Below are 25,067 nucleotides of genomic sequence, written 5' to 3'. Positions count from 1 at the left end.
TGTGTTGGGGGCGTAACAAAACCCAGCGAAGCGGTGCTGGCAGGGCGTGCGAAGCGCAGACAGTACAAGTGGTACGGCAAGCGAGCACAACGCAGCCAGCAGGGTTTTGTTACGGCCCCAAGGCTAATCGACAATCTTGTTCAGATACTGCGGATCAAACTGATCCTTGGCCGCGCGTTCTTCGGCGCAATCGACGCCCAGTTGTTCCAGCTTCTTGAGGATGGCTTCTACCTTGCGATCGGTCGTGACCGAGTGATCCAGCAAGCCGTGCAGCGCCTTTACCATCGGGTCGTTCATATCGGCGGAAATACCGTAGGCCGAGAAGCCGAGTGATTCGGCTTTGGCTTCGCGCACGGCTTCGCTTTCTTCGATGATGCGGGCCGGGATGCCGACAGCCGTTGCGCCGGGCGGCACCGCTTTGACCAGTACCGCGTTCGAGCCCACCTTGGCCCCCGCGCCGATGGTGAAACCGCCCAGCACCTTGGCGCCGGCACCGATGATCACGCCGTTTTCCAGTGTCGGGTGGCGTTTGCCGCCATTGAGCGAGGTGCCGCCGAGCGTGACGCCTTGGTACAACGTGCAATCGTCGCCAATCACGGCGGTTTCGCCGATGACTACGCCCATGCCGTGGTCAATGAAGACCCGGCGGCCGATGGTTGCGCCCGGGTGGATTTCGATGCCGGTCAAAAAACGGCAGAAATGAGAAACCAGCCGTGCCAGCAACTTACAGTCACGAATCCACAGGCCATGCGCAACGTGGTGAAAAGCAATGGCGTGAAAGCCCGGATAACACAGCACCACTTCCCAGTGGGAGCGGGCGGCCGGGTCGCGTTCCTTGATAACGCGGATGGTTTCACGCAGAGCCTCGAACATGGCGCAGGAATCCAGATCAAAAGAAGTCGACTATTTTACTCGACTTTCATGCCGTTCGTCAGACTCTCCTTTCCGTCGCGCTTATACTGCAGCCTATGAATTGCCTGACTTTGTAATCGACGACTATCCACGATGAAAGAAGCGCTTATTTCTGCCAGCGAGCCTGAGATTGGGTGTGAGATCGGCAGCGGGGCACACTCGTGAATCTGTTTCTGCCGATGAGATTCTCGCTACCGCTGGTGGTGTTGTCCGTGTTGGTTGCCGTGTTTGCGTCCTATGTGGCGTTGGATCTGGCTCGGCGCGTCACGTTGTCCACCCCCGGCGCTGCGCGTTGGTGGTGGGGCGGCGGCTCGGTCGCGATGGGCACCGGCATCTGGTCGATGCATTTCGTGGGGATGATGGCGTTCTCATTGCCGATCCCGCTCGGTTATGACCCGCTCACCACGTTCTGGTCGTGGCTGGCGGCGGTGGCGGTTTCCGGCATCGCGCTGTACCTGGCCAGCAGGCCCAAGCTGGCAGGGCGGCACCTAGCCGTGGGTGCATTGTCGATGGGGGCGGGCATCTGCCTGATGCACTACACCGGCATGTTCGCGATGCAGATGGCGCCCGGCATCGTGTGGGGATGGGGGTGGTTCGCCGCCTCGGTTGGCATTGCGGTTGGCGCGTCCCTGGCGGCATTGCTGATCTTTTCCTGGATGCGCCGGCATGCCGGCGAGCGCGTGCTGGGCTGGCAGCTTGCCGCGGCAGTGGTCATGGGGATCGCGATTGCCGGCATGCATTACAGCGGCATGGCGGCGGCGCATTTTCCGCTGGGCAGCGTTTGCCGTGCCAGCAATGGTCTGGGCGGCGCCAGCTTGGGAATGACGGTGGGCTTGTCCGCACTGGGTCTGTTGGCGGTGACCTTGCTGACCTCGGCGCAGGATGCGCGGATGCAGTCGAAAACGGCCCGGCTGGCGGCATCGCTGCAAGAGGCGAATCAGGCCCTGACCCGCATCGCATTCGAAGACCCATTGACCAAACTCGCCAACCGTTTGCTGTTTGAGGAGCGCTTGTCCCACGCGCTGCCGCAGGCGGATCGCCTGGGCCGGCAGGTATGTCTGTTGTTTGTCGATCTGGACGGGTTCAAGCCGGTCAACGATTCGCTCGGCCATCAGGCTGGCGATGAGGTGTTGCGCATCATCGCCGGGCGTTTGCTGGCACTGGCGCGCCGCACCGATACCGTGGCGCGCATCGGTGGCGACGAATTCGTGGTGCTGATGGAGCTGGTCGATGACCGCAACCGCGCTGCCTTGCTGGCCGAGCGGCTGATCAACACCATCAAGCAGCCGATTCACTTTGGCGTGCACGAGTTGCTGTTGTCCGCTTCGGTCGGCATCGCCGTCTACCCGGATGACAGCGAGGGTGCGCGGCTGATGCCGAACGCCGACGCGGCAATGTATTACGCCAAGCGTGCCGGCAAGGGCACCTACCGTTATTACAACAGCGAGATGGATGCGGGTTCGGATCGATTGCTTGATCTGCAGCGCGACCTGCGCCGCGCTGTATCCCGCAAGGAATTCGTGCTGCATTACCAGCCCAAGTTCGACGCGGGTTTGGCACGCCTGACCAGCGTGGAAGCCTTGTTGCGTTGGCAGCACCCGGTCCAGGGCATGTTGTTGCCAGGCGTCTTTATCGCCGAGGCGGAGCGCTTCGGCCTGATTGTTGAGCTGGGCGCCTGGGTGCTCGACGAAGCGTGCCGCCAAGCGGCCGAATGGCTGGCGGCGGGCTTGACGATCCCGGTGGCGGTCAATGTCTCGGCGGTGCAATTCCAGCAGGAGGCATTTGTGACGACCGTGGAGCAGATCCTGCGTCGCTACGCGTTGCCGCCACAGATGTTGACGTTGGAGCTGACCGAATCCGTGGCGATGGATGATGCTGAACACTCGTTGCATATCCTGTCGCGGTTCAAGGAATTGGGCGTGAACATCGCCATCGATGATTTCGGCACCGGTTATTCCAGCCTGGCGTACTTGCGCCGCTTTACGCCACACGAACTCAAGATCGACCGGACGTTTGTGCAGGACATCGAGTCCGACCCGGATGCTCGCGCGGTGGTGGCGGCGGTGATCCAGCTCGCGCATGCACTGGGTTTGTCTGTGGTGGCCGAGGGCGTGGAAACGCCGGCACAACAAGGCTTGCTGTCCGCCCAAGGGTGCAACTGCCTGCAAGGTTTTCTGTTTTCCCACCCGGTGCCGGCGGCGGCGATTCCAGCGTTGATGCGGGTGCCTGTCGTCAATCCCTAGGCGCTATTGAGGTTGCTGAGCCTAGCGCTCAGGCATTGCGCCGGCCCGGTAGCTTTGCAGGATGCGCTCGAATTCGCCGCTGCGTTTCAGCGCCGCCAAACCTTGGTTGAAGACGTCCCGATTGCGGGCGTAATTCGGTCGTTGCTTGCTGAAGACAACGTAGAGCGACGTGACATCCACCGCCGGTTCCAGCCACGTGATCTGGTGCATCGCCTCCGGCAGATCGTGGCGAATCAGGTACTGCGCCACGTCATGATCGATCAACACCAGGTCGAGCCGGCCCGCCGCCAGTTTGCGCAGATTGGTGAGGTCATCCGTCACTTCTTCCTGATGGAGCTGGGCCGCATCGAAACGCGCCGGATTGGCATAGCCGCGCACCGTACCGATGGTCAGGCTTTTCAGTTGGGCGAGGTCCGCCACATTGCGCGGGGCTTGGGCTTGGCTGAAAAAACCAATCTGCGAGCCGTAGACCGGATCGGAAAAGGCCAGCCAAGCCTCGCGTTCGGTCGAGCGCCAGAACGTAAAGCCGCCATCGTAGCGACCCGCTTTCAGTTCGGCGATCAGCCGCGCCCACGGCAAGAACTTCACATCGATGTCATATCCCATCTTGCGAAAGGCCGCCTTGACCAGCACGGTGACAAAGCCCTCGCCCGGCAAGGTGGCGGAGTGGTAGGGCGGGAAGTCACTGGAGACCATCGTCAGGCGCGGGGCTGCGATCGCCGCGTGCAATACGACGCCGCACAGCGTAATGGCCAACCATCCTGGTGCGCGGGGTCGCATTGTTTTTGCCCTTAGAACCTACCGAAGTAGGTGCCCCAAGCGGCCAGTTGCAAGCTGCCATTTGCAACTTTGCCGCCCTTCAAACCGTGGCCATCGAGCACTTGCAGTGATTGCAGCGCTTTCGTGAGCGGCCAGGTTTGCGGTTTTGCACTGAGGTTGAATGCAACCAGCAAGGACTCATCGCCAAGCTTGCGCGTGAAAATGAGCAGCGGTTCGGCGGCATGCAAAAAGTGGATGTCGCCGTGAATCAATGTGGGCTGGCCGCGCCGCCACGCCAGGAATCTGCGGGTGGCGTTCAGCACTGATTCGTGTGGTTTCTCCTGCGTTGATACCGCGTGCGCCTGATGCCCGGCAGGTATGGGCAGCCACGGTTTGGTGGCCGAGAACCCGGCGTAATCACCGGCTTTAGTCCACGGCATCGGCGTGCGGCAGCCGTCGCGACCTTTGAATTCCGGCCAGAACGTCTTGCCGTACGGGTCTTGCAGGTCTTCGAAGGCGATGTCGGCTTCGGGCAGGCCCAGCTCGTCACCTTGATACAGGCAGCTCGAGCCACGCAGGCTGGTCACCAGCGCCAGCATCTGCTTGGAAAACGCCGGCCCGCCTTTGTCCTTGCCCCAGCGGGTGGCGACGCGAGCGACATCGTGATTGCCGATCGACCAGCACGCCCAGCCAGGGAGATCGGTATGGGCGAACGCGGTTTCCATTTGCTCGACCTGACTGCGGATATGCGAGGCTGAAAATGCGTTGGTCAACAGGTTGAAGCTGTATGCCTGATGCAGTTTGTCGCCGCCGCTGGTGTACTCGGCCATGCGTGCTACCGAGTCGTCATCACCGACTTCGCCGACGCTGGCTGCGCCATATTGGTTCAGCAATGTTCTGAGCTTTTGCAGGAATTTCAGGTTCTGCGGCCGGCTTTTGTCGAACTTGTGGCGTTGCATGCCATACGGGTTGGCATTGCTGACCGTGACCTCGTCGATCACCTTGGCCGGCTTGTTGTCGCGCAGTTTCTGGTCGTGAAAGTGAAAGTTGCAGGCGTCGAAGCGAAAGCCGTCCACACCGCGTTGCAGCCAGAATTCCACCTCGCCGAGAATGGCTTGTTGTACCGCTTTGCAGTGGAAGTTGAGGTCGGGCTGGCTGGTGAGAAAATTGTGCAGATAGTATTGCCGCCGTCGGCTATCCCACTGCCAGGACGAACCGCCGAAGACCGATAGCCAGTTGGTCGGCGGTGTGCCATCCGGGTTGGGATCGGCCCACACGTACCAATCGGCCTTGGGGTTGTCGCGCGAACTACGGCTTTCGATGAACCATGCGTGCTGCTCGGAGGTATGCGACAGCACCTGGTCGATGATGATCTTGAGGTTTTGCTGGTGCGCGGCCTTGAGCAAGGCATCAAAATCCCGGAGCTGGCCGAACAACGGGTCGACATCGCGATAGTCGGAAACGTCGTAGCCGAAGTCGGCCATCGGTGATTTGAAGAAGGGTGAAATCCACAGCGCATCGACGTTCAGGCTGGCCAGATAAGGCAATTTTTCGATGATGCCGGGCAAGTCGCCCACGCCATCACCGTTACTATCCATGAAGCTGCGGGGGTAGATCTGATAGATCACCGCGCCGCGCCACCATTGTTGGTCTGTCATTGTTAGTTCTCTGTCTTCATTGCAAATAATTATCAGAATGCGCCGATGTTGTTCTCATCGCTGATTGCGTTTCAATAGGAAGTTCGATGTAGCGCGGCATGGCCAGTCGCGGCAATATCAATACATCTACTGATGTTGGTTGGCGCATTTATTGCGGTTCAATGACTTTAGCGCCGGGATGCGATGTTTGGTGCGGTAAGCATGAGCTATAAATCAATCTCCGCTTGCCTTCAGCGCCAGTCAAGAAATCACAGTTCGTTACAACGACAACAATAGGTGAGGCATGTCCGTCCTTCCAGACCAATCCACGATTGATGCGCTCTTCGCCGGCACCCATGCCGATCCCTTTTCCATCCTTGGCCAACACGAGCACGATGGCGTGCTCTGGATGCACGCGCTGTTGCCGGAGGCCGTCAACGTCAGCGTGCTGGACAGCAAAACCGCGCGCACCTTGGCCACGCTGGACCGCGTCGATGAGCGTGGCTTTTTCTCCGGCAAGATTCCCCGTCGCAAGAACCCGTTTCCGTATCGCCTCGCAGCCCGTTGGGGCGACGAGACCATTGAATTCGATGATGCCTACCGCTTCGGCCCGGTGTTGGGCGAGATGGATGTGTGGTTGTTGTCGGAAGGCACGCACCAGCGGCCGTTCGAACGCTTGGGCGCTCACGTTGCCGAGCACGAGGGCGTCAAGGGCATCGCGTTTGCCGTCTGGGCACCCAACGCACGGCGGGTGTCGGTGGTCGGCGATTTCAATTTCTGGGATGGCCGCCGCAACCCGATGCGGCTGCGGCGCGAATGCGGCGTGTGGGAAATCTTCATCCCCGATCTGGCTGCTGGCAGTCTGTACAAATTCGAGCTGCTGGGCGCGCAAGGCCAGATCGAACTCAAGGCCGACCCCTACGGCTTCGCCGCCGAACTGAGGCCGGGCACTGCCTCCAAAACCGCGCCGCTGCCGGCCGTTGTGCCGTCCAGCGAGGTCCGCAAGGCCGCAAATACCTTTAACGCGCCGATGTCGATTTACGAGGTGCATCTTGGCTCCTGGCGGCGTGTGCCGGAAGAGGGCAATCGCTGGCTCACCTATCGCGAGCTGGCGGATCAGCTGATCGGCTACGTGAAGGATCTTGGCTTTACCCATATCGAACTGCTACCGATCAACGAGCATCCGTTCGATGGCTCTTGGGGTTACCAGCCACTGGGTATCTACGCGCCGACCTCCCGTTTCGGCAGCCCGGAAGATTTCCGTTATTTCGTCGAAACCGCCCACGCCAATGGCATCGGCATCTTGCTCGACTGGGTGCCGGGCCATTTCCCGAACGACCCGCACGGCCTTGCGCATTTCGACGGCAGCCACCTGTATGAGCACGCCGATCCGCGCGAAGGTTTTCATCAGGACTGGAACACGCTGATCTACAACTATGGCCGCAACGAGGTGTGTAACTACCTCACCGGCAATGCCCTGTACTGGATCGAGCGCTTCGGCATTGATGGTCTGCGTGTCGATGCTGTCGCATCGATGTTGTATCGCGATTACAGCCGCAAGGAAGGCGAATGGATTCCCAACGAATTCGGCGGCCGCGAGAATCTGGAAGCGATCGAATTCCTGCGCCGCATGAACGAAACCGTCGGTGTCGAGCGGCCGGAGGCGATCACGCTGGCGGAAGAGTCGACCGCGTTCCCCGCCGTGAGCCGTCCGCCCGCGATGGGCGGCCTCGGCTTCCACTACAAGTGGAACATGGGCTGGATGCACGACACGCTCGAATACATGCAAAAAGAGCCGGTGTATCGCAAGCACCATCACCATCAGATGACCTTCGGCATGGTGTATGCCTTCAACGAAAACTTCGTGTTGCCGCTATCGCACGACGAAGTGGTGCACGGCAAGGGTTCCTTGCTGGCGCGCATGCCGGGCGATACCTGGCAGCAGTTCGCCAATCTGCGAGCCTATTACGCATTCATGTGGGCGCACCCCGGCAAGAAACTCTTGTTCATGGGCTGCGAATTCGCACAGGGCCGCGAGTGGAATCATGAATCCAGCCTGGATTGGCACCTGCTCGATCCGGCAGTGGGCGGTGGTTGGCACGCTGGCGTGCAATCGTTGGTGCGCGATCTCAACACCGTTTACAAAGCCAACCCGGCATTGCACCAGATTGACTTCGACCCGCGTGGCTTCCAGTGGATTGCGCATGACGATGCGGAAAACTCCATCTTCAGCTTTGTCCGCTATGGCGAAGCAGACGAGGAAGGGGCCGTCGTCGTGATCAGTAACTTCACCCCCATGCTGCGTCACGGCTACCGCGTAGGCGTACCGCTGGCCGGGCGCTGGCAGGAAATACTCAATACCGATTCGACCTTCTATGGCGGCAGCAACGTGGGCAATGGCGAGTTAGTCTCCGAGCCGCATGCCAGCCACGGCTTTTCGCAATCACTGATGCTGACGGTGCCGCCGTTGGCGACGATCTACCTCAAACGTGTAAATGGGTAAGTTTGAATGAAGTTGGAAGCAGGAACACCTTATCCGCTTGGCGCTATCTGGGATGGCGGCGGCGTGAACTTTGCCTTGTTCTCGGATAACGCCGAACGAGTCGAGCTATGCATTTTCGACGCTACCGGCAAAATGTTGCGAGCCCAGGCCGATTTGCCCGAGTGCACCAACGGTGTCTGGCATGGCTATCTGCCCGATGGCCTGCCGGGGCTCGTGTACGGCTACCGTGTGTATGGCCCGTATGCGCCGCAAGAAGGCCACCGTTTCAATCCGAACAAGGTATTGCTCGACCCCTATGCGCATGCCGTCGTCGGCTCACTTATCGATCACCCTGATTTCAATGGGGATGACTTTGAAAGCCCGGGCAAGCCGGACCCGCTCGATAGCGCCGAACTGGCACTGAAAGCCCAAGTGATCTCGGAGCCCTATGACTGGGGGACCGACGCACCGCCGGCTACCCCGTGGACGAAAACGCTGATTTACGAGGCGCACGTCAAAGGCCTGACGAAACGCCATCCGGATATCCCGGAGGAAATTCGCGGCACTTATGCGGCGCTCGCTCATCCGGTACTGATCGCGCATTTGCAAAAGCTGGGCGTGACTGCCATCGAACTGCTGCCGATTCATCAGCACGCGGATGAGCCGCGCTTGCAGCGCCTGGGGCTCTGCAACTACTGGGGTTACAACACCGTTAGCTACTTCGCGCCGGAACCCGGTTATTGGTCTGGTCGCGCCGGCACCACGCCGTTGTCCGAGTTCCGTGATGCGGTCAAGGCGCTGCACGCGGCAGGCGTCGAAGTCTTTCTGGATGTGGTGTTCAACCACAGCCCGGAACAAGACGGCGGTGGCCCGACCTTTAGCTTCCGCGGTGTCGACAACGCCAGCTACTACTGGTTGAACGACAAGGGCGGCTACGAAAACTGGAGTGGCTGCGGCAACACGCTCAATCTCTCGCACCCGCGCATGGTGCAATTGGTGATGGATAGCCTGCGTTACTGGGTGAGCCAATGCCACGTCGACGGTTTCCGTTTCGACCTCGGGCCGGTGCTCGGCCGAACCCCCGGCTTTACCAAGTTCGCGCCGCTGTTTGCCGCCATCGCGCAAGAGCCTTTGCTCGCCAACACCAAACTGATTGCCGAGCCGTGGGACATCGGCCCGGACGGCTATCAACTCGGGCATTTCCCCGAGCAATTCGCCGAATGGAATGACCAGTACCGCGACACCATGCGCCAATTCTGGCTGCACGACGGGATAACCCGTGGCCAGTTCGTGCAGCGCTTTGCCGCGTCCAGCAGCCAGTTCCACACCAAGCGCCGAAAACCGGCCTCCACGATCAATTTCATTACTGCGCACGATGGCTTCAATCTGCGCGATCTGGTTTCCTACAACCAGAAGCACAACGAAGCCAATGGCGAGCAAAACCGCGATGGACACAGCGACAACCTCAGCTGGAATTGCGGGGTCGAAGGGCCAACCGAGGATGAGTCCGTTCGCATCGTGCGTCGGCGTTCGAAAAAAGCGTTGCTCGCGACGCTGCTGTTGTCACAAGGCACACCGATGCTATTGGCCGGCGATGAGCTGAGTCACACCCAGCAAGGCAACAACAATGCCTACTGTCACGACAACGACATCACGCACCTCGATTGGGCCAACGCGGATGGCGATCTGGTCGAGTTCCTCTCGCAGCTGATTGCAGTCCGCAAACGGATTCCCGCACTGACCCAGCCCCAATGGTGGGATGGCGTGCCGGACGATGGCGAGGATCACCCGGACGTACAATGGCTGAATGCCTCCGGCGAGGCGCTCAAGCCGCACGACTGGGAAGACAGCGCCGGCCGTGCGCTGATGGTGCTGCTCTCTGGCGACTGGCTGTTGGTAATCAACGGTTCAGCCAACCAGGTGCCGTTCCGTCTGCCCAATGGCACCTGGTGCATCGAGATTTCGAGTACCGGCGACCCGCAAACCTGTATTTACGGCGGCGAATATCGTGCCTCGGCGCGTAGCGTGGCCGTATTGCTTCATCACTCCATTCCACCGAGCGATCAGATCGTATGACCACCTATGTGAATACCATCAAGACCAAACCATTCGACGGCCAGAAGCCTGGCACCTCCGGCTTGCGCAAGAAAGTGACCGTTTTCCAGCAGCCGCACTACCTGGAAAATTTCGTCCAGAGCATTTTCGACGCCTTGGGCGGCGTAGCCGGCAAAGCGCTGGTGCTCGGCGGCGATGGCCGCTATCACAATCGGCAAGCGGTGCAGGTCATCCTGAAGATGGCCGCTGCCAGTGGCGCGGCCAAGGTCATCGTCGGGCAGGGTGGCATTCTTTCGACACCCGCCGCCAGTTGCGTGATTCGCAAATACCAGACCTTCGGCGGCATCATTCTCTCCGCCTCGCATAATCCGGGCGGGCCGGACGGTGACTTCGGCATCAAGTACAACATCGACAACGGTGGCCCGGCGCCAGAGAAAATCACCGACGCGATTTACGCGTGCACGCTGTCGATTACCGAATACCAGATCGCCGATGCAGCAGATCACGATATCGATACGGTCGGCAGCGGTGAGCTGGCTGGCATGACGGTCGAGGTGATCGATTCGGTGGCTGACTATGCCGAGCTGATGCAGGAGCTGTTTGATTTCGCCGCGATCCGTCGCTGGTTCGCCGCTGGTCATCGGATGCGTTTTGACGGGCTATCCGCCGTCTCCGGTCCATATGCAACGCATATTCTCGAAGGCTTGCTCGGCGCGCCAGCCGGCACCGTCGTCAACGGCGTGCCGCTGGAAGACTTCGGCGGCCACCATCCTGATCCGAACCCGGCGCACGCCACCGAGCTGATCGATTGCATGAACGCCGCCGATGCACCGGATTTCGGCGCTGCGAGTGACGGTGATGCAGACCGCAACATGATCGTCGGCCGTAATCTGGTCGTGACCCCGTCCGACAGCCTGGCGATCATCGCCGCGAATGCAACGCTCGTTCCTGGTTACGCCAGGGGCGTGGCGGGTGTCGCCCGTTCGATGCCGACCTCTTGCGCGGTTGATCGCGTTGCCAAGGCATTGGGCATTCCGTGCTTTGAAACACCGACTGGCTGGAAATTTTTCGGCAACCTGCTGGATGCCGGGCTCGCAACGCTTTGTGGTGAAGAAAGCTATGGCACCGGCTCCGATCACGTGCGCGAAAAAGATGGCGTTTGGGCTGTGCTGTTCTGGCTCAACCTGCTGGCCGCAACCAATAAATCGGTCACGCAATTGGTCGAAGCCCATTGGGCGCAATTCGGCCGCAATTACTACTCCCGCCACGATTACGAAGGCATCGACACCGATGCCGCCAACGGCCTGATGGCGGCATTGCGCGAAAAGATAAAAACGCTGATCGGCACGACGCTAGCCGGGAAAACCGTGCAACTGGCCGACGACTTTGCCTATGACGATCCGGTCGATGGCAGCCATTCCGGCAAGCAAGGCGTGCGAGTGGTGTTCGCAGATGGTAGCCGCGTGGTTTACCGCTTGTCCGGCACCGGGACCGAAGGCGCCACCTTGCGGGTCTATCTGGAACGGTTCGAGGCCGACCCGGCGCGGCATGCGCTGGATACGCAACTTGCGCTGGCAGACCTGATCGCTTTGTCGCACGAACTGGCCGGGATCAAGCAACACACCGGCCGCGAAACCCCGACCGTGGTGACCTGATCAGGTCAGGATTAGAGATCGAGGTCGGAACAGACAGCTACTCCGGCGGTACAGGCCGCCGATACACCGCTCCGCCGGCGACGCACCGGCGAGCATTTGGAATGCCATTCCAGTAGGCGAGCGAGCCAAAGCAGGTCGCTTCCGCCCGGAGCCGCAGGAACCGGAATGTACTTGTGGGTACATGAGGATTTCGAGCACCGGACGGAAGCGAGATGCGCAGGCGCAGCCGCCTAATGGGATGGCTTCTCAGTCGACGATGAAAGGGAGCTATACGATGGAAGTCCAACTGATTGATAAAGCCTCGCTGGCTCGCCAATTACCGAACAAAGCGGTCGCCCTGGTCTTGGCCGGCGGTCGTGGTTCGCGGCTCAAGGCGCTGACCGATCACCGTGCCAAACCGGCGGTGTATTTCGGCGGCAAGTTCCGCATCATCGATTTCGCGCTGTCCAATTGCCTGAACTCCGGCATTCGCCGCATCGGAGTCGTGACGCAATACAAGTCGCACTCCCTGTTGCGTCATATCCAGCGTGGCTGGTCGTTCCTGCGCAACGAGATGAACGAGTTCGTCGACCTGTTGCCGGCGCAGCAGCGTCTGGATGAAGAACACTGGTATCGCGGCACGGCCGATGCGGTGTATCAAAACCTCGACATCCTGCGCAGCTATCGGCCGGAGTATGTCGTCGTGCTGGCTGGCGATCACATCTACAAGATGGACTACGCCCGCATGCTGGTGGATCACGTGCTTCTGGGCGCCGAATGCACGGTGGCCTGCATCGAAGTACCACGCCACGAAGCCACTGCCTTTGGCGTGATGGATGTCACTGAAGCCCGCCAGATCGCAGCCTTCGTCGAAAAACCGGCCGATCCGCCGGCCATGCCGGGCAAGCCGGATAGCTCGCTGGCCTCGATGGGCGTCTACGTGTTCAACGCCAATTATCTGTACCGCCTGCTCGATGAAGACCTGGCCGATGAATCATCCGAACACGATTTCGGCAAGAACATCATTCCCAAGATCGTGGAGGAAGGGCATGCCTACGCGCATCCGTTCTCGCTCTCTTGCGTGAAAACCGATGCGAATGCAAAGGACTACTGGCGCGACGTCGGCACCGTGGATGCCTACTGGGAGGCCAATCTCGAGCTGGCATCGGTCACGCCCGAACTCGATATGTACGATCAGGATTGGCCGATTCGCACCTATCAAGAACAGCTGGCCCCCGCCAAGTTCGTGCAAGACCGCAACGGCAGCCATGGCATGACGCTCAACTCGTTGGTGTCTGGCGGCTGCATCGTATCCGGCTCGCTGGTGCTCAACTCCGTGCTGTTTTCCAAAGTGCGCGTGCATTCGTTCTGCACCATTGATTCTGCGGTAATCCTGCCTGACGTAGTGATCGGCCATTCCAGCCGCTTGCGTCGCTGCGTGATCGATCGTGGTTGCGAAATCCCGGAAGGCACGGTGGTGGGAGAGAACGCCGAAGACGATGCTCGCCGCTTCTACCGCAGCGAAAGCGGCGTGGTGTTGATTACCAAGAGCATGCTGGGCCAGCAGACCATGTGCTGATCGCCTGGCCATTCACTGTGAATCATTGCTGAAGGAGTGTGCATGCTTGTTACAGATGCCAAGGTCTTGATTGAGTCGTTCGCCAACGGTGTCGACCCGGAAACTGGTGAAGTATTGGCTGAGTCATCAGTGCTCAATCAACCCCGCGTGATTCGCGCCTTGTTCGTCGCGAGCAGGGCGCTTGAGCAGCTTGGGCAGCATGACAACGGCCAACGCATCAACACCAAAACAGTTGTTGAGCGCGAGAAACCCGAGAACGCAGGCAAGGCTTGGTCGGACGAAGAAGATCAAGCCTTGCTGGCTGGGTTTGACGATGGTCTCACCGCAAAGGAATTGGCGCAGCACCACGGGCGTTCGCTCAATGGAATTAACGCGTGGTTGGTGCGATTAGGGCGGATTCAGGAGCGGGTTGAAGTGCGTACTGGGTCTTGATGCCCAAAGTGTTCGAGCTAAGCGTTCGAGCCAGTTGTTCAGGCTGGCTCGCCCTTTGCTTGAATCCAGTCTCGTTAATCAGTAATCAATCAGAACTCAATATTGGTGCGCCAGACTGGTGCGATTAGCCATCAAACAAGGAAGTCTGCAATGCGTGTACTGCACGTCTGCTCGGAATTGTTCCCTTACCTCAAGACCGGCGGATTGGCCGACGTGACCGGCGCTTTGCCGGGCGCGCTGATCGCACTCGGCGTAGACGTGCGTGTGCTGCTGCCGGCGTTTCCGGCAATCCGGGCCAAGCTGGCGGAGCAGGGAGAGGTTGCCCATGTGAACACGCCCTTTGGCGCGGTGCGTATCGGCTTCGCCAAGCTGCCCGGCAATGGTACGGAAGCGGGGGCCGGCGTGTATCTGATTGATGCCCCCGCTTTCTATGACCGCCCCGGCAACCCCTATCAGGACGACGCGCAACAACCCTATACCGACAATCACCGCCGCTTTGCGCTACTAGGCTGGCTGGCAGCCGAACTCGCCAGCGGGCTTGATCCATTCTGGAGGCCGGACGTGGTGCATGGCCACGATTGGCATGCCGGCTTGGCACCGGCCTACTTGGTCGCGCGCGGCCGGCCGGCAAAGTCGGTGCTGACCGTTCACAACATGGCGTATCAGGGGCTGTTCCCGGCCAAGGTATTCGGCGAACTGGCGTTGCCTGAACATTTCTTTGACGTTGCGGGGGTTGAATTCCACGGCAAGGTGTCGTTCCTGAAAGCGGGGCTGTATTACGCCGACCATATCACCACCGTTTCCCCAACCTACGCCGCTGAGATCACCACCGAAGAACAAGGCTGCGGTCTGGATGGCCTGCTGCGTGGCCGTGTGGCAGATCTGTCGGGCGTACTCAACGGCGTGGACGATGCGGTCTGGAGTCCGAGCCGCGATCCGCTGATTGCGGCCAGCTACACCGCCGACAAGCCCACCGGCAAAGCGAAGTGTAAACAAGCGTTGCAAGAGACGCTGGGGCTTTCCACTGAATCAGAAGGCCCACTATTTGCCGTGGTCAGCCGCATCACCGAGCAGAAGGGCTTGCATCTCGTGCTGGATACGCTGGACGAGATTGTTAGTCGCGGCGGGCAGTTTGTGTTGCTGGGCAGCGGCGATGCGGACAAGGAAGCTGCGTTCGTCGAACGCGCTGCCGCCAATCCGCAACAAGTCGCCGTGCGCATCGGCTACGACGAAGCCAAATCGCACCGGATCATGGCCGGGGCGGACGTGATCATGGTGCCAAGCCGTTTCGAACCGTGTGGCCTCACCCAACTCTATGGCCTGAAATATGGCGCCTTGCCGCTGGTGCGCCGCGTTGGCGGCTTGGCCGATACCGTCGTCGATGCCGCCTTGGAAAACCTGGCGGATGAAACGGCGACTGGCTTCGTTTTCGATGACTTCACCGCAGCCGGCCTCACGGTCGCCATCCGCCGCGCGTTTGCGTTGTGGGCCCAACCCAAAGCCTGGAAAGCCGTGCGTCGTAACGGGATGCGGCAAGACTTTGGCTGGGGCGCTTCAGCCGCCGCGTATTTGGCCTTGTACCAAAGTCTTTTGAACGGCTAGCCGTTAAACACACCGAATTTTGAATCAATTGGAATCACCAATATGACGACTGCCTTTGAACACAACTCCCCCGGCAACGACGTCGAAGCGCTCAAGCGCTCGATTGCCAACAAGCTGACCTTTGCTATCGGCAAAGACCCGATCACCGCCAATCCACGCGATTGGTTGTTTGCCACCATGCTGGCGGCACGTGATCGGCTGATCGAACGCTGGATGGCGACGACGCGTGCGCAGTATTCGCAAGACGTGAAGCGCGTCTATTACCTCTCGATGGAATTCCTGATGGGCCGGGCGCTGACCAACGCGCTGCTGGCGTTGGGCATCTACGACGAGGTACGGCATGCGCTTGATGATCTGGGTATTGATTACGACGAGATTGACTCGATCGAGCCGGATGCAGCACTTGGCAACGGTGGCTTGGGGCGTCTCGCTGCATGTTTCCTGGATTCAATGGCGACGCTGGGCTTGCCGGGTTACGGCTATGGCATCCGTTACGACTACGGCATGTTCAAGCAGCGCATCGTGGATGGCAATCAAGTTGAATCGCCGGATTACTGGTTGGCGAATGGTTATCCGTGGGAGTTCTCCCGTCCGGAAGTGCAATATCTGGTGCGCTTTGGTGGCCGGGTGCAGGACGAGGGTGAGAACAAGGTGCGCTGGCTCGATACGCAAGACGTATTTGCCTGCGCCAACGATCACATCATTCCGGGCTATGACACCACCGCGACCAATACGCTACGGCTGTGGTCGGCCAAGGCCAGCAACGAGATCAATCTCTCCAAGTTCAACCAGGGTGATTACTTTGCCGCGGTCGAGGAGAAGAACCACTCCGAGAACGTATCGCGGGTGCTGTATCCGGATGACACCACCTATTCCGGCAAGGAATTGCGCTTGCGGCAGGAGTATTTCTTCGTCTCCGCATCGCTGCAGGACATCCTGCGCCGCTTCCGCCAAAGTCATCAGGACTTCAACAAACTGCCGGAGAAGGTGGCGATCCACCTGAACGACACGCACCCGGTATTGGCGATCCCCGAGCTGATGCGAGTATTGATCGACGATATCGGTATGACATGGCGTGATTCTTGGGCCATTACCCGCCAGGTATTCAGCTACACCAACCACACGCTGATGAGTGAGGCGTTGGAAACCTGGCCGCTCGACATGCTGGGCCGTGTGTTGCCACGTCATTTGAAGCTGATTTTTGAAATCAACGATGCTTTCCTGAAAGAAGTACGGGTGCGTTTGGGTGATGACCCAGACTTGATTCGCCGCATTTCGCTGATCGACGAAGGCGGCGAGCGCAAGGTGCGCATGGCGTATCTCGCCGTGGTCGCCAGCCACAAAGTCAATGGCGTATCGGCGCTGCACTCGGAATTGATGGTGCAGTCGATCTTTGCCGATTTTGCCAAGCTCTACCCGGAGCGCTTCAACAACAAGACCAATGGCGTTACGCCGCGCCGCTGGCTGGCGCAGGCCAATCCGGCCTTGGCCGGGGTGATCGATCACTATATCGGCAAGACTTGGCGCACCAATCTGGATGAGCTGGCCGAATTGCGCCAGCATAATGATTTCCCTGCTTTTGTCAGTGCCGTGGCGAAAGCCAAGCATGCCAACAAGGAGCGGCTGGCCGCGTACGTTGCGCACAAGCTCGGCGGCGTGATCGATCCGAATTCGCTGTTCGATGTGCAGGTGAAGCGCATCCACGAATACAAGCGCCAGTTGTTGAACGTGCTGCATGTGATCACGCGTTATAACCGCATCATCAAACATCCGGAAAGAGAGATGGTGCCGCGTGTGGTGGTGTTTGCCGGCAAGGCCGCGTCTGCCTACAAGATGGCGAAGCTGATCATCAAGCTGATCAACGATGTGGGCGTGAAGATCAACAACGATCCCCGTGTCGGCAACAAGCTGAAGGTCGTGTTCGTGCCCAACTACGGCGTGACGCTGGCGGAGATGATCATCCCGGCGGCAGATCTATCCGAGCAGATTTCCACCGCCGGCACCGAGGCATCGGGCACCGGCAACATGAAGTTCGCGCTGAACGGCGCACTGACCATCGGCACGCTTGATGGCGCCAACGTGGAAATGCGCGAGCAGGTCGGCGACGACAACATCTTCATCTTCGGTAACACGGCCGATCAGGTCGAAGCGCTGCGTCGTGGCGGCTATAACCCGCGTGATTTCTACGAGCGTGATCCGGAACTGCGCGAAGTGCTCAATATGCTGGCTTCCGGCCTCTTTAGCCCGGACGATCCTGCGCGCTACCGCCAGATCTTCGATGTGCTGGTGAACTGGGGCGACCACTACCAATTGCTGGCCGATTACCGCAGTTATATCGACACCCAAGACGAGGTCGATGCGCTGTATCGCCAGCCAGAGGAGTGGACGCGCCGCGCCATTCTCAATATCGCTGGCATGGGCAAGTTCTCGTCCGATCGGACGATCAACGAGTACGCGACCGACATCTGGAAAGTGAAACCGGTCAATCTCTAAGAAGCGGTCCTCAAAATAGCTGCGCGGCCGTGATCGCTGGTCGGGCAGTGCTCGGAATCCTCATGTATCACACATACATTCCGGTTCCTGTGCGCTGTCCCCCCTTGCGCTGACGGGCTGCTCGCCGATTTTGAGGGCAGCTTCTAAATCGCGTTAAACTGCGACGTTCGCGGCGGCTTCGGTCGCCGCATTCTTTTGGTTCGAAGGATTCCGCATGAAAGATGATTCTCACCTGATCGAAGTGAAAACCGGCAGTCAGCGCGTATTCGACGGTTATCTATTGCATATCAATCGAGACGACATTCGCTTGCCGGATGGCAAGCACGCCACGCGCGAATATGTCGTCCATCCCGGTGCGGTGATGGTGATCCCGGTGCTGCCGGATGGCCGCCTGCTGATGGAGCGGCAATTCCGTTACCCGCTGGATCGCGTCTTTATCGAGTTCCCGGCCGGCAAGCTGGAAGCGGGCGAAGACCCGCTCGAATGCGCCAAGCGTGAGCTATTGGAAGAAACGGGTTACACCGCGACGGAGTGGCAGTTTCTTGGCGTGATCCATCCGCTGATCAGCTATGCGACCGAAGAAATCAAGATTTTCCTGGCCCGAGATTTGACCGAGGGCGAAGCCCAGCTGGATGACGGTGAATTCGTCGAAACGGTGGCGATGTCGCTGGAAGAACTGAAGGCGAGCGTGCTGGATGGCCGGGTGACCGATGGCAAGACGACGAGCGGGATTTTCTGGGCGGATCAGTTGTTGAACCGCTGAGCTGCTGATTGAATTGTTGAAAGGACGGGTTGGTCGCTTGCCCAACCCGCCAACAGGTGGAGTGTTACTCCACCGCATCCTCAATCTCGCACAACAACGCATCTTGCACCGTCTTGCGGGTGAGGTGCGGGGCGAACAGCTCAATGAAGTCGAACGCATAACCGCGCAAGTAGGCATCGCGGCGTACGCCGATACGCGTGGTGGATGGCTCGAACAGGTGGCTGGCATCGATCGCCACCAGACCGGTATCGCGTTCCGGCTCGAATGCCATTGCGGCAATGATGCCGACCCCCAAACCCAATCCGACATAGGTCTTGATCACATCGGTATCGATCGCTGTCAACACCACATTCGGTTCCAACCCAGCGTTTTCAAAGGCGCGGTTGATCTTGTTGCGGCCGGTAAAGGCAAAATCGTAGGTGATCAGCGGGTAAGCGGCGATTTCGGCCAGGGTAATCGGGTGATCAAGACCCACCAGCGGGTGGCCGGCCGGCACGACGACATCGCGGTTCCAGTCGTAGCATTCCAGCATTGCCAGTTCCGGGTAATGATCGATGCCCTCGGTGGCGATGGCGAGGTCGGCGCTGCCATCGACGACCATCTCACTGATCTGGGTAGGGCTGCCTTGTTTGAGTGACAAACGCACTTTGGGATAACGCGCCAGAAAGGCACGGATCGGTTTGGGCAGCGCGTAACGTGCTTGGGTGTGCGTGGTGGCAATGGTGAGGCTGCCGCCTTCCACATTGACGAACTCTTCGCCGATTCGCCGCAGGTTTTGTGCCTGCATCAGCATCCGTTCGGAAATACGCAGAATCTCGCGGCCCGGGGCGGTGACATCCACCACGCGTTTGCCGTTGCGAATGAAGATCTGCACGCCCAGCTCGTCTTCCAATAAGCGGATCTGCTTCGAGATGCCGGGTTGCGATGTATGCAGCTTTTCGGCCGCCTCGGAGACGTTCAAACCTTGCTTGGCAACTTCGACCAGATAGCGCAATTGCTGGAGTTTCATGGCATTCCCGAATAAATAACCTGTCCTTCTAAAATACTAACATAACAGTCTAAGGGATTCTAAACCCGGTGCTATGATCGCCCGCTTAGCATAGGAAAAACGCGTTATGGAAGGGTTGTCCGCGCTGTTGGCGCACATCAATGGCATCTATGTGCTGTCCGGTTTGGCGGTCGGTTTCATCGTGGGCATGACCGGCGTCGGCGGCGGATCTTTGATGACGCCGGTGCTTTTGTTTTTTGGCATCAACCCGGCCACTGCCGTGGGCACTGATTTGCTGTACGCCTCGATTACCAAGGCGAGCGGCGTATTCGTGCACCAGAAACACAAGAACATTGATTGGTCGGTGACCGGTTGGCTCGCACTGGGCAGCGTGCCAGCGGCGGCTCTGACCGTACTGGCGCTCCATGTGTGGCAGGGGGATACCGCCACGATCAACAAGCTGATCAAGCACTCACTCGGCATCGCCTTGGTCCTCACTTCCGTGGCCATCATCTGCAAGGGCTGGCTGCTGGCATTCGCGCAACGCCATGCGCGCGATTGGCTCAATATGTCGCCGCGCACGCTCGCGAGCTGGACCGTGGTCATCGGCTTCTGTCTGGGTGTGATCGTCACCTTGTCATCGATTGGCGCTGGGGCACTGGGGACGGTGGCGTTGTTCCTGATTTATCCCTTGCTGCCGACCTCCCGCCTCGTCGGAACCGAGATTGCGCATGCCGTGCCGCTTACTTTGGTCGCCGGGCTTGGTCATGCCGGGCTTGGTAACATTGACTGGTTTTTGCTTGGCAATCTGCTGTGCGGCTCGCTGCCCGGCATCTATGTCGGCAGCCATCTCTCGGGCCGGATGCCGGAGAAGGTATTGCGGCCGTTGCTGGCGCTGATGCTGCTAATCGTTGGCAGCAAGCTCGTGTTCTAATAAAAGATATCACTGCAATCTTTCTCTGCGATGGGGACAAACAGCATGGGGCTGGACGAAAAACTGGCGCAAACGCTGGAATGGCTAAAGAAAATCGAGGCGGAATACAGCCCGGCGATCTTCGCCAATTCCTTTGGCGCCGAAGACATGGTGATCACTGATCTGATCGCCAAGCACGCGTTGAATATCGAAATCTTCAGTCTCGATACCGGCCGTTTGCCGGCCGAGACGTATGACCTGATGCAGGAAACCGCCACGAAGTACCCGGCGGTACCGGTGAAGGTCTTCTTCCCGAATGCTGCTCATGTTGAGCAGTATGTGAACAGCAACGGTATCAATGCTTTTTACGAATCGGTTGAGATGCGCAAGGAGTGCTGCCGCATCCGCAAGCTGGAGCCGCTCAAGCGTGCCCTGACCGGCAAGAAGGCATGGATCACCGGTTTGCGTCGTCAGCAATCCACCACGCGGACCGAGATGCAAATGCAAGAATTCGACGCTGGTAACGGGCTGGAAAAATTCAATCCGCTGATCGAGTGGACCGAAAAAGAAGTCTGGCAATACATCCGCGATAACGGCGTGCCCTATAACAAGCTGCATGATCAGCACTATCCGTCCATCGGCTGTGCACCCTGTACCCGCGCCATCGCCATGGGCGAAGATATCCGCGCTGGTCGCTGGTGGTGGGAGAACCCGGATCTCAAAGAGTGCGGGCTTCACGTCAAGAAATAAGTAGGGCAAGCCGGCGGCGCGAATGACTCATTCAGAGTCTTCGCGCCGTCGTCGTTTCTGGCTCGCGTTGACAGGGCCAAGCTGGCTAACTAGATTGCAGACTGGTTTCACCGCCAAGGATTCATGATGGCGGCACCACATGGACAAGGGTGATCGATCACCCGGATAGGCATACAAGGACAAAAATGAGCATCAAGTATTTGATCGGAGTTGATGGGGGCGGCACTGGCACGCGTATCTGTATTGCTGGCCTGGACGGCGTTGAGCTGGTACGCGCCGATGGCGGTCCGTCCGCATTGGGGCAGGGTACCGACAAGGCGTGGACCAATATCACGCTCGCGATCCGCGATGGTTTTCGCAAACTGGGTATCGAACACCCGGATTTCGCCGACTGTGCCGTCGGCTTCGGTCTCTCTGGCGTCACCGTCAAGGCGTGGGCGCAAGAGTTCGAGAACAAGAACCCGTTCTTTGCCCGCATCATCGTTGAAACCGATGGTTTCTCGACACTGCTTGGTGCACATAATGGCCAGCATGGTGGCATCATCGCCATCGGCACAGGTTCGATCGGCGAAGCTTGGCTGCAGGATGGCAAGCGGCTCGAAGTCGGCGGTTGGGGCTTCCCGACCTCGGATGAAGGCTCGGGCGCTTTTCTGGGCTTGAAGGCGATCAACCACGTGCAACGCATCATGGATGGCCGCCGCCCGCTCACAGATTTCGGTCGCAAACTGCTCTCGATCACTGGCGATACGCGTGAAAAGGTCTTTGAGTGGATGGGCAAGATGAAGCAGACCGAATGCGCTTCGCTTTCGCCGGTCGTGGTCGAATTTGGCGAGAAGGATGACATTGCCAAGTCCTTCCTGCTCGAAGCAGGGCGCGAAGTGGAAGTGATCGGCCAAGCGCTACGCTCGAATGCGCCAGATCTGCCACTCGCAATCTGTGGCGGTGGTCTTTCCGAAGCGTTGCGTCCGTATATTCCTGCGGCCTTCCTCGCCAGTACCAGCCGCCCGCAGAAGGATTCCTGCGCTGGTGCGCTGATCCTGATCCACAGCGCCATCTAATCTCTTCACCAAGCGTCAGCCACGGAGCCGGAGCCTTATGCAGTCGTCTCAAAAGCTGCAAGTGCTCCGGCCCGATCCCGATAGCGCTACGCCGCTGTACCTGCAACTCAGTCACAAACTCGCCGCTGCCATCCAGGCCGGCTTCTGGCGGCCGGAAGAGCCGCTCCCCTCCGAGCGGAATTTTTGCGATCTGCTTGGCGTCTCTCGCGTGACCGCTCGCAAGGCGCTCGACTTACTCTATGAGCAAGGATTGATCCTGCGGCGGCAGGGTGCTGGCACCTTCATCACGCCAAAGCTTGAGCAGCCGTTATCTCGCCTGACCAACCTCTCTGAAATGCTCAAACAGCGTGGCTTTACGCCGGGCTCGAAATGGTTGAGCCGTGAAGTGGTTCTGGCGAGTGCAGAAGAGGCCGATAGCTTGAACCTCGCCCCTAACAGCCGAGTGAGCCGTTTGCTGCGCGTGCGGACCGCCAATGATGTCGTGATGGCGGTCGAAGAGACGGCATTGCCATACCAACTAGTGCCTGATCCGGGACTGATCGGCGACTCGCTGTACGAATTCCTCAGCGTGCAGCGTTTGGCGGTCGTACGTGCCTTGCAGCACATCGCCGCGATCAATGCTGACGAGAGGCTTGCCGCGCTGGTCGATCTACCCGTCGGCGCCGCGATGCTCCATCTGACTCGAGTCGGCTATCGCGAAAACGGCCAGGCACTGGAGCTGACGCACTCCTACTTCAGGAGCGACTACTACGACTTCGTCGTCGAACTGCGCCGCTAGTTAAGTCGCGTTTTCATTCGCGTCAATTGCGGATTCTGCTGTCCTTCCTTTGCTTGTTGTGCAAAAGCAACGTTTTTTGCCGCCGTTTTTTAAGCGTTTTGCTGATGGCGGTCGCGCCAAACAAAGAATTTTTCGTCAGCTTGTCACCCGAAATTCACAATGGCTTCAATCATTTGGCATGTAGTTCTGAACGCTTCTGGTGCGCCAATGTGCTTGTCAACTACAGTGTTCAAACGACCGTTGTGAGCTAGGTCACTGTTTCTAAAGCATGAAAAATGATGGCCGAAGCTGGTGCGCGTAGTCACAAGCTGGTGCATTGCCCGGATTGGTTACATGGTTGGGGTTTTGTAATGGGTGCAGGAAGTCGTGTTGCAAGCGGTTTCGAGCGGTTTTTCGCTGCACTGCACATTCACTTGTCTGGGAAAACTGTTGTAACCTGCCTCCGGGTTTTACCTTAGTCAGCTTGAAGCTGACGGCGGGTCGATCCGGATGATTTTTTGAATGCTGACGCCATTCTTGGGTTTCGTTACTTGGGGCAGAACAACAATTTGACGGTGTACAGGCGAGTGATTAAGGTTGTTTCGCTTTGCGAGAACGCATCGCATATACCGAAAAAATTTAAAATCCTAAGGAAGACGATATGAAGCTGAAACGCACATTAGGCCTCGCAGCCGCGTTGTTCGCAGCAACAACGATGAGTGCAATGGCCGCCGAGAAGGTCAAGATCGAATTCTGGTCGAACAGCCTGTCGCCGAAATTCGACGGCATCATGAAAGACCTGACCGCCAAGTTCAACGGCTCGCAAAACGAAGTCGAAGCAAAGTGGGTGGACGTGGATTGGGATGCCTTCCAGCCCCGTCTGGTTGCCGCGATTGCTGGCGGGACTGTGCCCGATTTGGTGAACTTGCCCAAGCCGTGGATGGATCAATATGCCCAAAGCAAGTTGCTGCTGCCGATCACCAAGCAGATTGCCGGCTTCAAGAACAATTACACCGTTGGCGCGCTCAAGGATGTGACCTACGAAGGCGACAAGCAGATTTATGGTTTGCCGTGGTATCAAGTGACTGGCGTGCTGTTCTATAACAAGGACCTATTCGCCAAGTCCGGCGTCAAGGAAGCGCCAAAGAATTTCACCGATCTGCTGAAAGTGGCCAAGCAGATCAAGGACAAAACGGGCGTGACCGGTTTTGCGCCTAAACTGAACGACGGTTTTGCCGGCTGGTTCCTTTATGACGGCTTGCCGGTCGTGAAGGATGGCAAGGCAGTTTTCAACAGCCCGGCGCACGTCAAGCTGGTTGAGCAGTTTGCCGATGCCTACAAGAGTGGCGTGATTCCGAAGGATGTCTTCAAGCTGCAGTTCGAGCAGACCATCGCCGCATATGGCGCACAAAAGGTCGCGATTTTCGGTGAGGGCCCGCATGCGCTGAAGCGCACCAAGACCGATTCGCCGAAGGTTTACGAGCAAACCGGTGTGGCGGCATTCCCGCAGGCGGGCGGCAAGACCCCGTTTGGTGGCTACCTCTTCCTGTGGTCGGTGCCGAAGGGTGCCAAACACCCGGATGCGGCGATCAAGCTGGGTCAGTTCCTGACTTCGGATGAGGCTCAGCTGGCATTTGCCAAGGCGTCTGCCACCTTCCCGTCGACCAATAAGGCACTGGCTGATTCGTTCTTCCAGGCGGGGGCCAAGTCGAACGATCCGGTCGAGAAGGCATTGGCGACGGCGGCGGATTCGATCAAGGTCACCACGACCCTGACCGTTTCGGGTTTGCCGGATGAATCGGCGATGAACAAGAAGCTGGACGAGTCGATTGAAGCGGCTGTTACCGGTCGCAAACCGGCTAAGCAGGCGCTTGATGAGGCGGTTGCATTCTGGAACGAAAAGTTCTCGGCTGCAAAGAAGTAAGCACGTTTTGAATCAGATTTGCAGTGGGGGTTTATCTGATACACTTCCGCTGCAAAATTAGAAATCCGCATGATTTAGTGGGAACA

At 58.8% G+C, this 25,067-nt stretch carries 18 protein-coding genes; 14 read left to right on the top strand and 4 right to left on the bottom strand.

Annotated elements, in window-relative coordinates; translation table 11 throughout:
- Positions 1 to 123: 123 nt before the first annotated feature.
- Positions 124 to 873, bottom strand: coding sequence for a serine O-acetyltransferase (gene cysE / locus BR41_RS13115; RefSeq protein WP_035057389.1), 750 nt, complete (start codon positions 871 to 873; stop codon positions 124 to 126).
- 200 nt (positions 874 to 1,073) lie between these two features.
- On the opposite strand from cysE, the gene BR41_RS13110 reads away from it, so the two are divergent.
- Positions 1,074 to 3,155 (top strand): putative bifunctional diguanylate cyclase/phosphodiesterase, encoded by a 2,082-nt coding sequence (locus tag BR41_RS13110; RefSeq protein WP_211251742.1) that lies wholly within the window; start codon positions 1,074 to 1,076, stop codon positions 3,153 to 3,155.
- Between the two features lie 21 nt (positions 3,156 to 3,176).
- On the opposite strand, the gene BR41_RS13105 is transcribed toward BR41_RS13110, so the two are convergent.
- Complete coding sequence (locus BR41_RS13105) at positions 3,177 to 3,935, bottom strand: substrate-binding periplasmic protein (RefSeq protein ID WP_084187146.1); 759 nt, start codon at positions 3,933 to 3,935, stop codon at positions 3,177 to 3,179.
- An 11-nt stretch (positions 3,936 to 3,946) separates the two neighbouring features.
- The gene (locus BR41_RS13100; protein ID WP_035057386.1) at positions 3,947 to 5,572 is read right to left on the bottom strand and encodes an alpha-glucosidase family protein; all 1,626 of its coding nucleotides are present in this window, start codon (positions 5,570 to 5,572) and stop codon (positions 3,947 to 3,949) included.
- Between the two features lie 283 nt (positions 5,573 to 5,855).
- On the opposite strand from BR41_RS13100, the gene glgB reads away from it, so the two are divergent.
- The 8 genes from glgB to BR41_RS13060 all read left to right on the top strand — a co-directional run bounded on the left by glgB (position 5,856) and on the right by BR41_RS13060 (position 18,591).
- Positions 5,856 to 8,054, top strand: coding sequence for a 1,4-alpha-glucan branching protein GlgB (gene glgB / locus BR41_RS13095; RefSeq protein WP_035057382.1), 2,199 nt, complete (start codon positions 5,856 to 5,858; stop codon positions 8,052 to 8,054).
- Between the two features lie 6 nt (positions 8,055 to 8,060).
- Positions 8,061 to 10,109: a glycogen debranching protein GlgX gene (gene glgX, locus BR41_RS13090; protein ID WP_051710895.1), complete on the top strand. Its 2,049-nt coding sequence runs from the start codon at positions 8,061 to 8,063 to the stop codon at positions 10,107 to 10,109.
- On the top strand, positions 10,106 to 11,743 hold the full coding sequence (locus tag BR41_RS13085; RefSeq protein WP_035057379.1) for an alpha-D-glucose phosphate-specific phosphoglucomutase: 1,638 nt from the start codon (positions 10,106 to 10,108) through the stop codon (positions 11,741 to 11,743). Before glgX ends, BR41_RS13085 begins: the two co-directional genes overlap by 4 nt.
- A 274-nt stretch (positions 11,744 to 12,017) precedes the next feature.
- Complete coding sequence (glgC, locus tag BR41_RS13080; protein WP_035057376.1) at positions 12,018 to 13,301, top strand: glucose-1-phosphate adenylyltransferase; 1,284 nt, start codon at positions 12,018 to 12,020, stop codon at positions 13,299 to 13,301.
- 42 nt (positions 13,302 to 13,343) lie between these two features.
- A complete protein-coding gene (locus BR41_RS13075) occupies positions 13,344 to 13,733 on the top strand; it encodes a hypothetical protein (RefSeq protein WP_035057374.1) in 390 nt (129 codons plus the stop codon).
- A 150-nt stretch (positions 13,734 to 13,883) separates the two neighbouring features.
- Entirely contained in the window at positions 13,884 to 15,335 is a 1,452-nt protein-coding gene (gene glgA, locus BR41_RS13070) for a glycogen synthase GlgA (protein ID WP_035057371.1), read from the top strand.
- Positions 15,336 to 15,377: 42 nt separating this feature from the next.
- Positions 15,378 to 17,828: a glycogen/starch/alpha-glucan family phosphorylase gene (gene glgP / locus BR41_RS13065; RefSeq protein WP_035057368.1), complete on the top strand. Its 2,451-nt coding sequence runs from the start codon at positions 15,378 to 15,380 to the stop codon at positions 17,826 to 17,828.
- 214 nt (positions 17,829 to 18,042) lie between these two features.
- Complete coding sequence (locus tag BR41_RS13060) at positions 18,043 to 18,591, top strand: NUDIX domain-containing protein (protein WP_035057365.1); 549 nt, start codon at positions 18,043 to 18,045, stop codon at positions 18,589 to 18,591.
- 64 nt (positions 18,592 to 18,655) lie between these two features.
- Here the strand turns inward: BR41_RS13060 and cysB are convergent, their stop codons facing one another.
- On the bottom strand, positions 18,656 to 19,600 hold the full coding sequence (gene cysB, locus BR41_RS13055; protein ID WP_035057362.1) for an HTH-type transcriptional regulator CysB: 945 nt from the start codon (positions 19,598 to 19,600) through the stop codon (positions 18,656 to 18,658).
- 106 nt (positions 19,601 to 19,706) lie between these two features.
- On the opposite strand from cysB, the gene BR41_RS25215 reads away from it, so the two are divergent.
- From BR41_RS25215 to BR41_RS13030, 5 genes are all read left to right on the top strand, one after another.
- Entirely contained in the window at positions 19,707 to 20,513 is an 807-nt protein-coding gene (locus tag BR41_RS25215; RefSeq protein WP_051710893.1) for a sulfite exporter TauE/SafE family protein, read from the top strand.
- Between the two features lie 45 nt (positions 20,514 to 20,558).
- Positions 20,559 to 21,242, top strand: coding sequence for a phosphoadenylyl-sulfate reductase (locus BR41_RS25210; protein WP_035057359.1), 684 nt, complete (start codon positions 20,559 to 20,561; stop codon positions 21,240 to 21,242).
- A gap of 185 nt (positions 21,243 to 21,427) precedes the next feature.
- Entirely contained in the window at positions 21,428 to 22,300 is an 873-nt protein-coding gene (locus tag BR41_RS13040) for a glucosamine kinase nucleotide-binding domain-containing protein (protein WP_035057356.1), read from the top strand.
- A gap of 37 nt (positions 22,301 to 22,337) precedes the next feature.
- A complete protein-coding gene (locus BR41_RS13035; RefSeq protein ID WP_035057355.1) occupies positions 22,338 to 23,078 on the top strand; it encodes a GntR family transcriptional regulator in 741 nt (246 codons plus the stop codon).
- A gap of 640 nt (positions 23,079 to 23,718) precedes the next feature.
- Positions 23,719 to 24,981: an ABC transporter substrate-binding protein gene (locus BR41_RS13030; protein WP_035057353.1), complete on the top strand. Its 1,263-nt coding sequence runs from the start codon at positions 23,719 to 23,721 to the stop codon at positions 24,979 to 24,981.
- Positions 24,982 to 25,067 lie beyond the last annotated feature (86 nt).

The sequence above is a fragment of the Andreprevotia chitinilytica DSM 18519 genome (assembly GCF_000711875.1).
Taxonomy (GTDB): domain Bacteria; phylum Pseudomonadota; class Gammaproteobacteria; order Burkholderiales; family Chitinibacteraceae; genus Andreprevotia; species Andreprevotia chitinilytica.
This window is presented reverse-complemented; position numbering and strand designations above follow the sequence as displayed.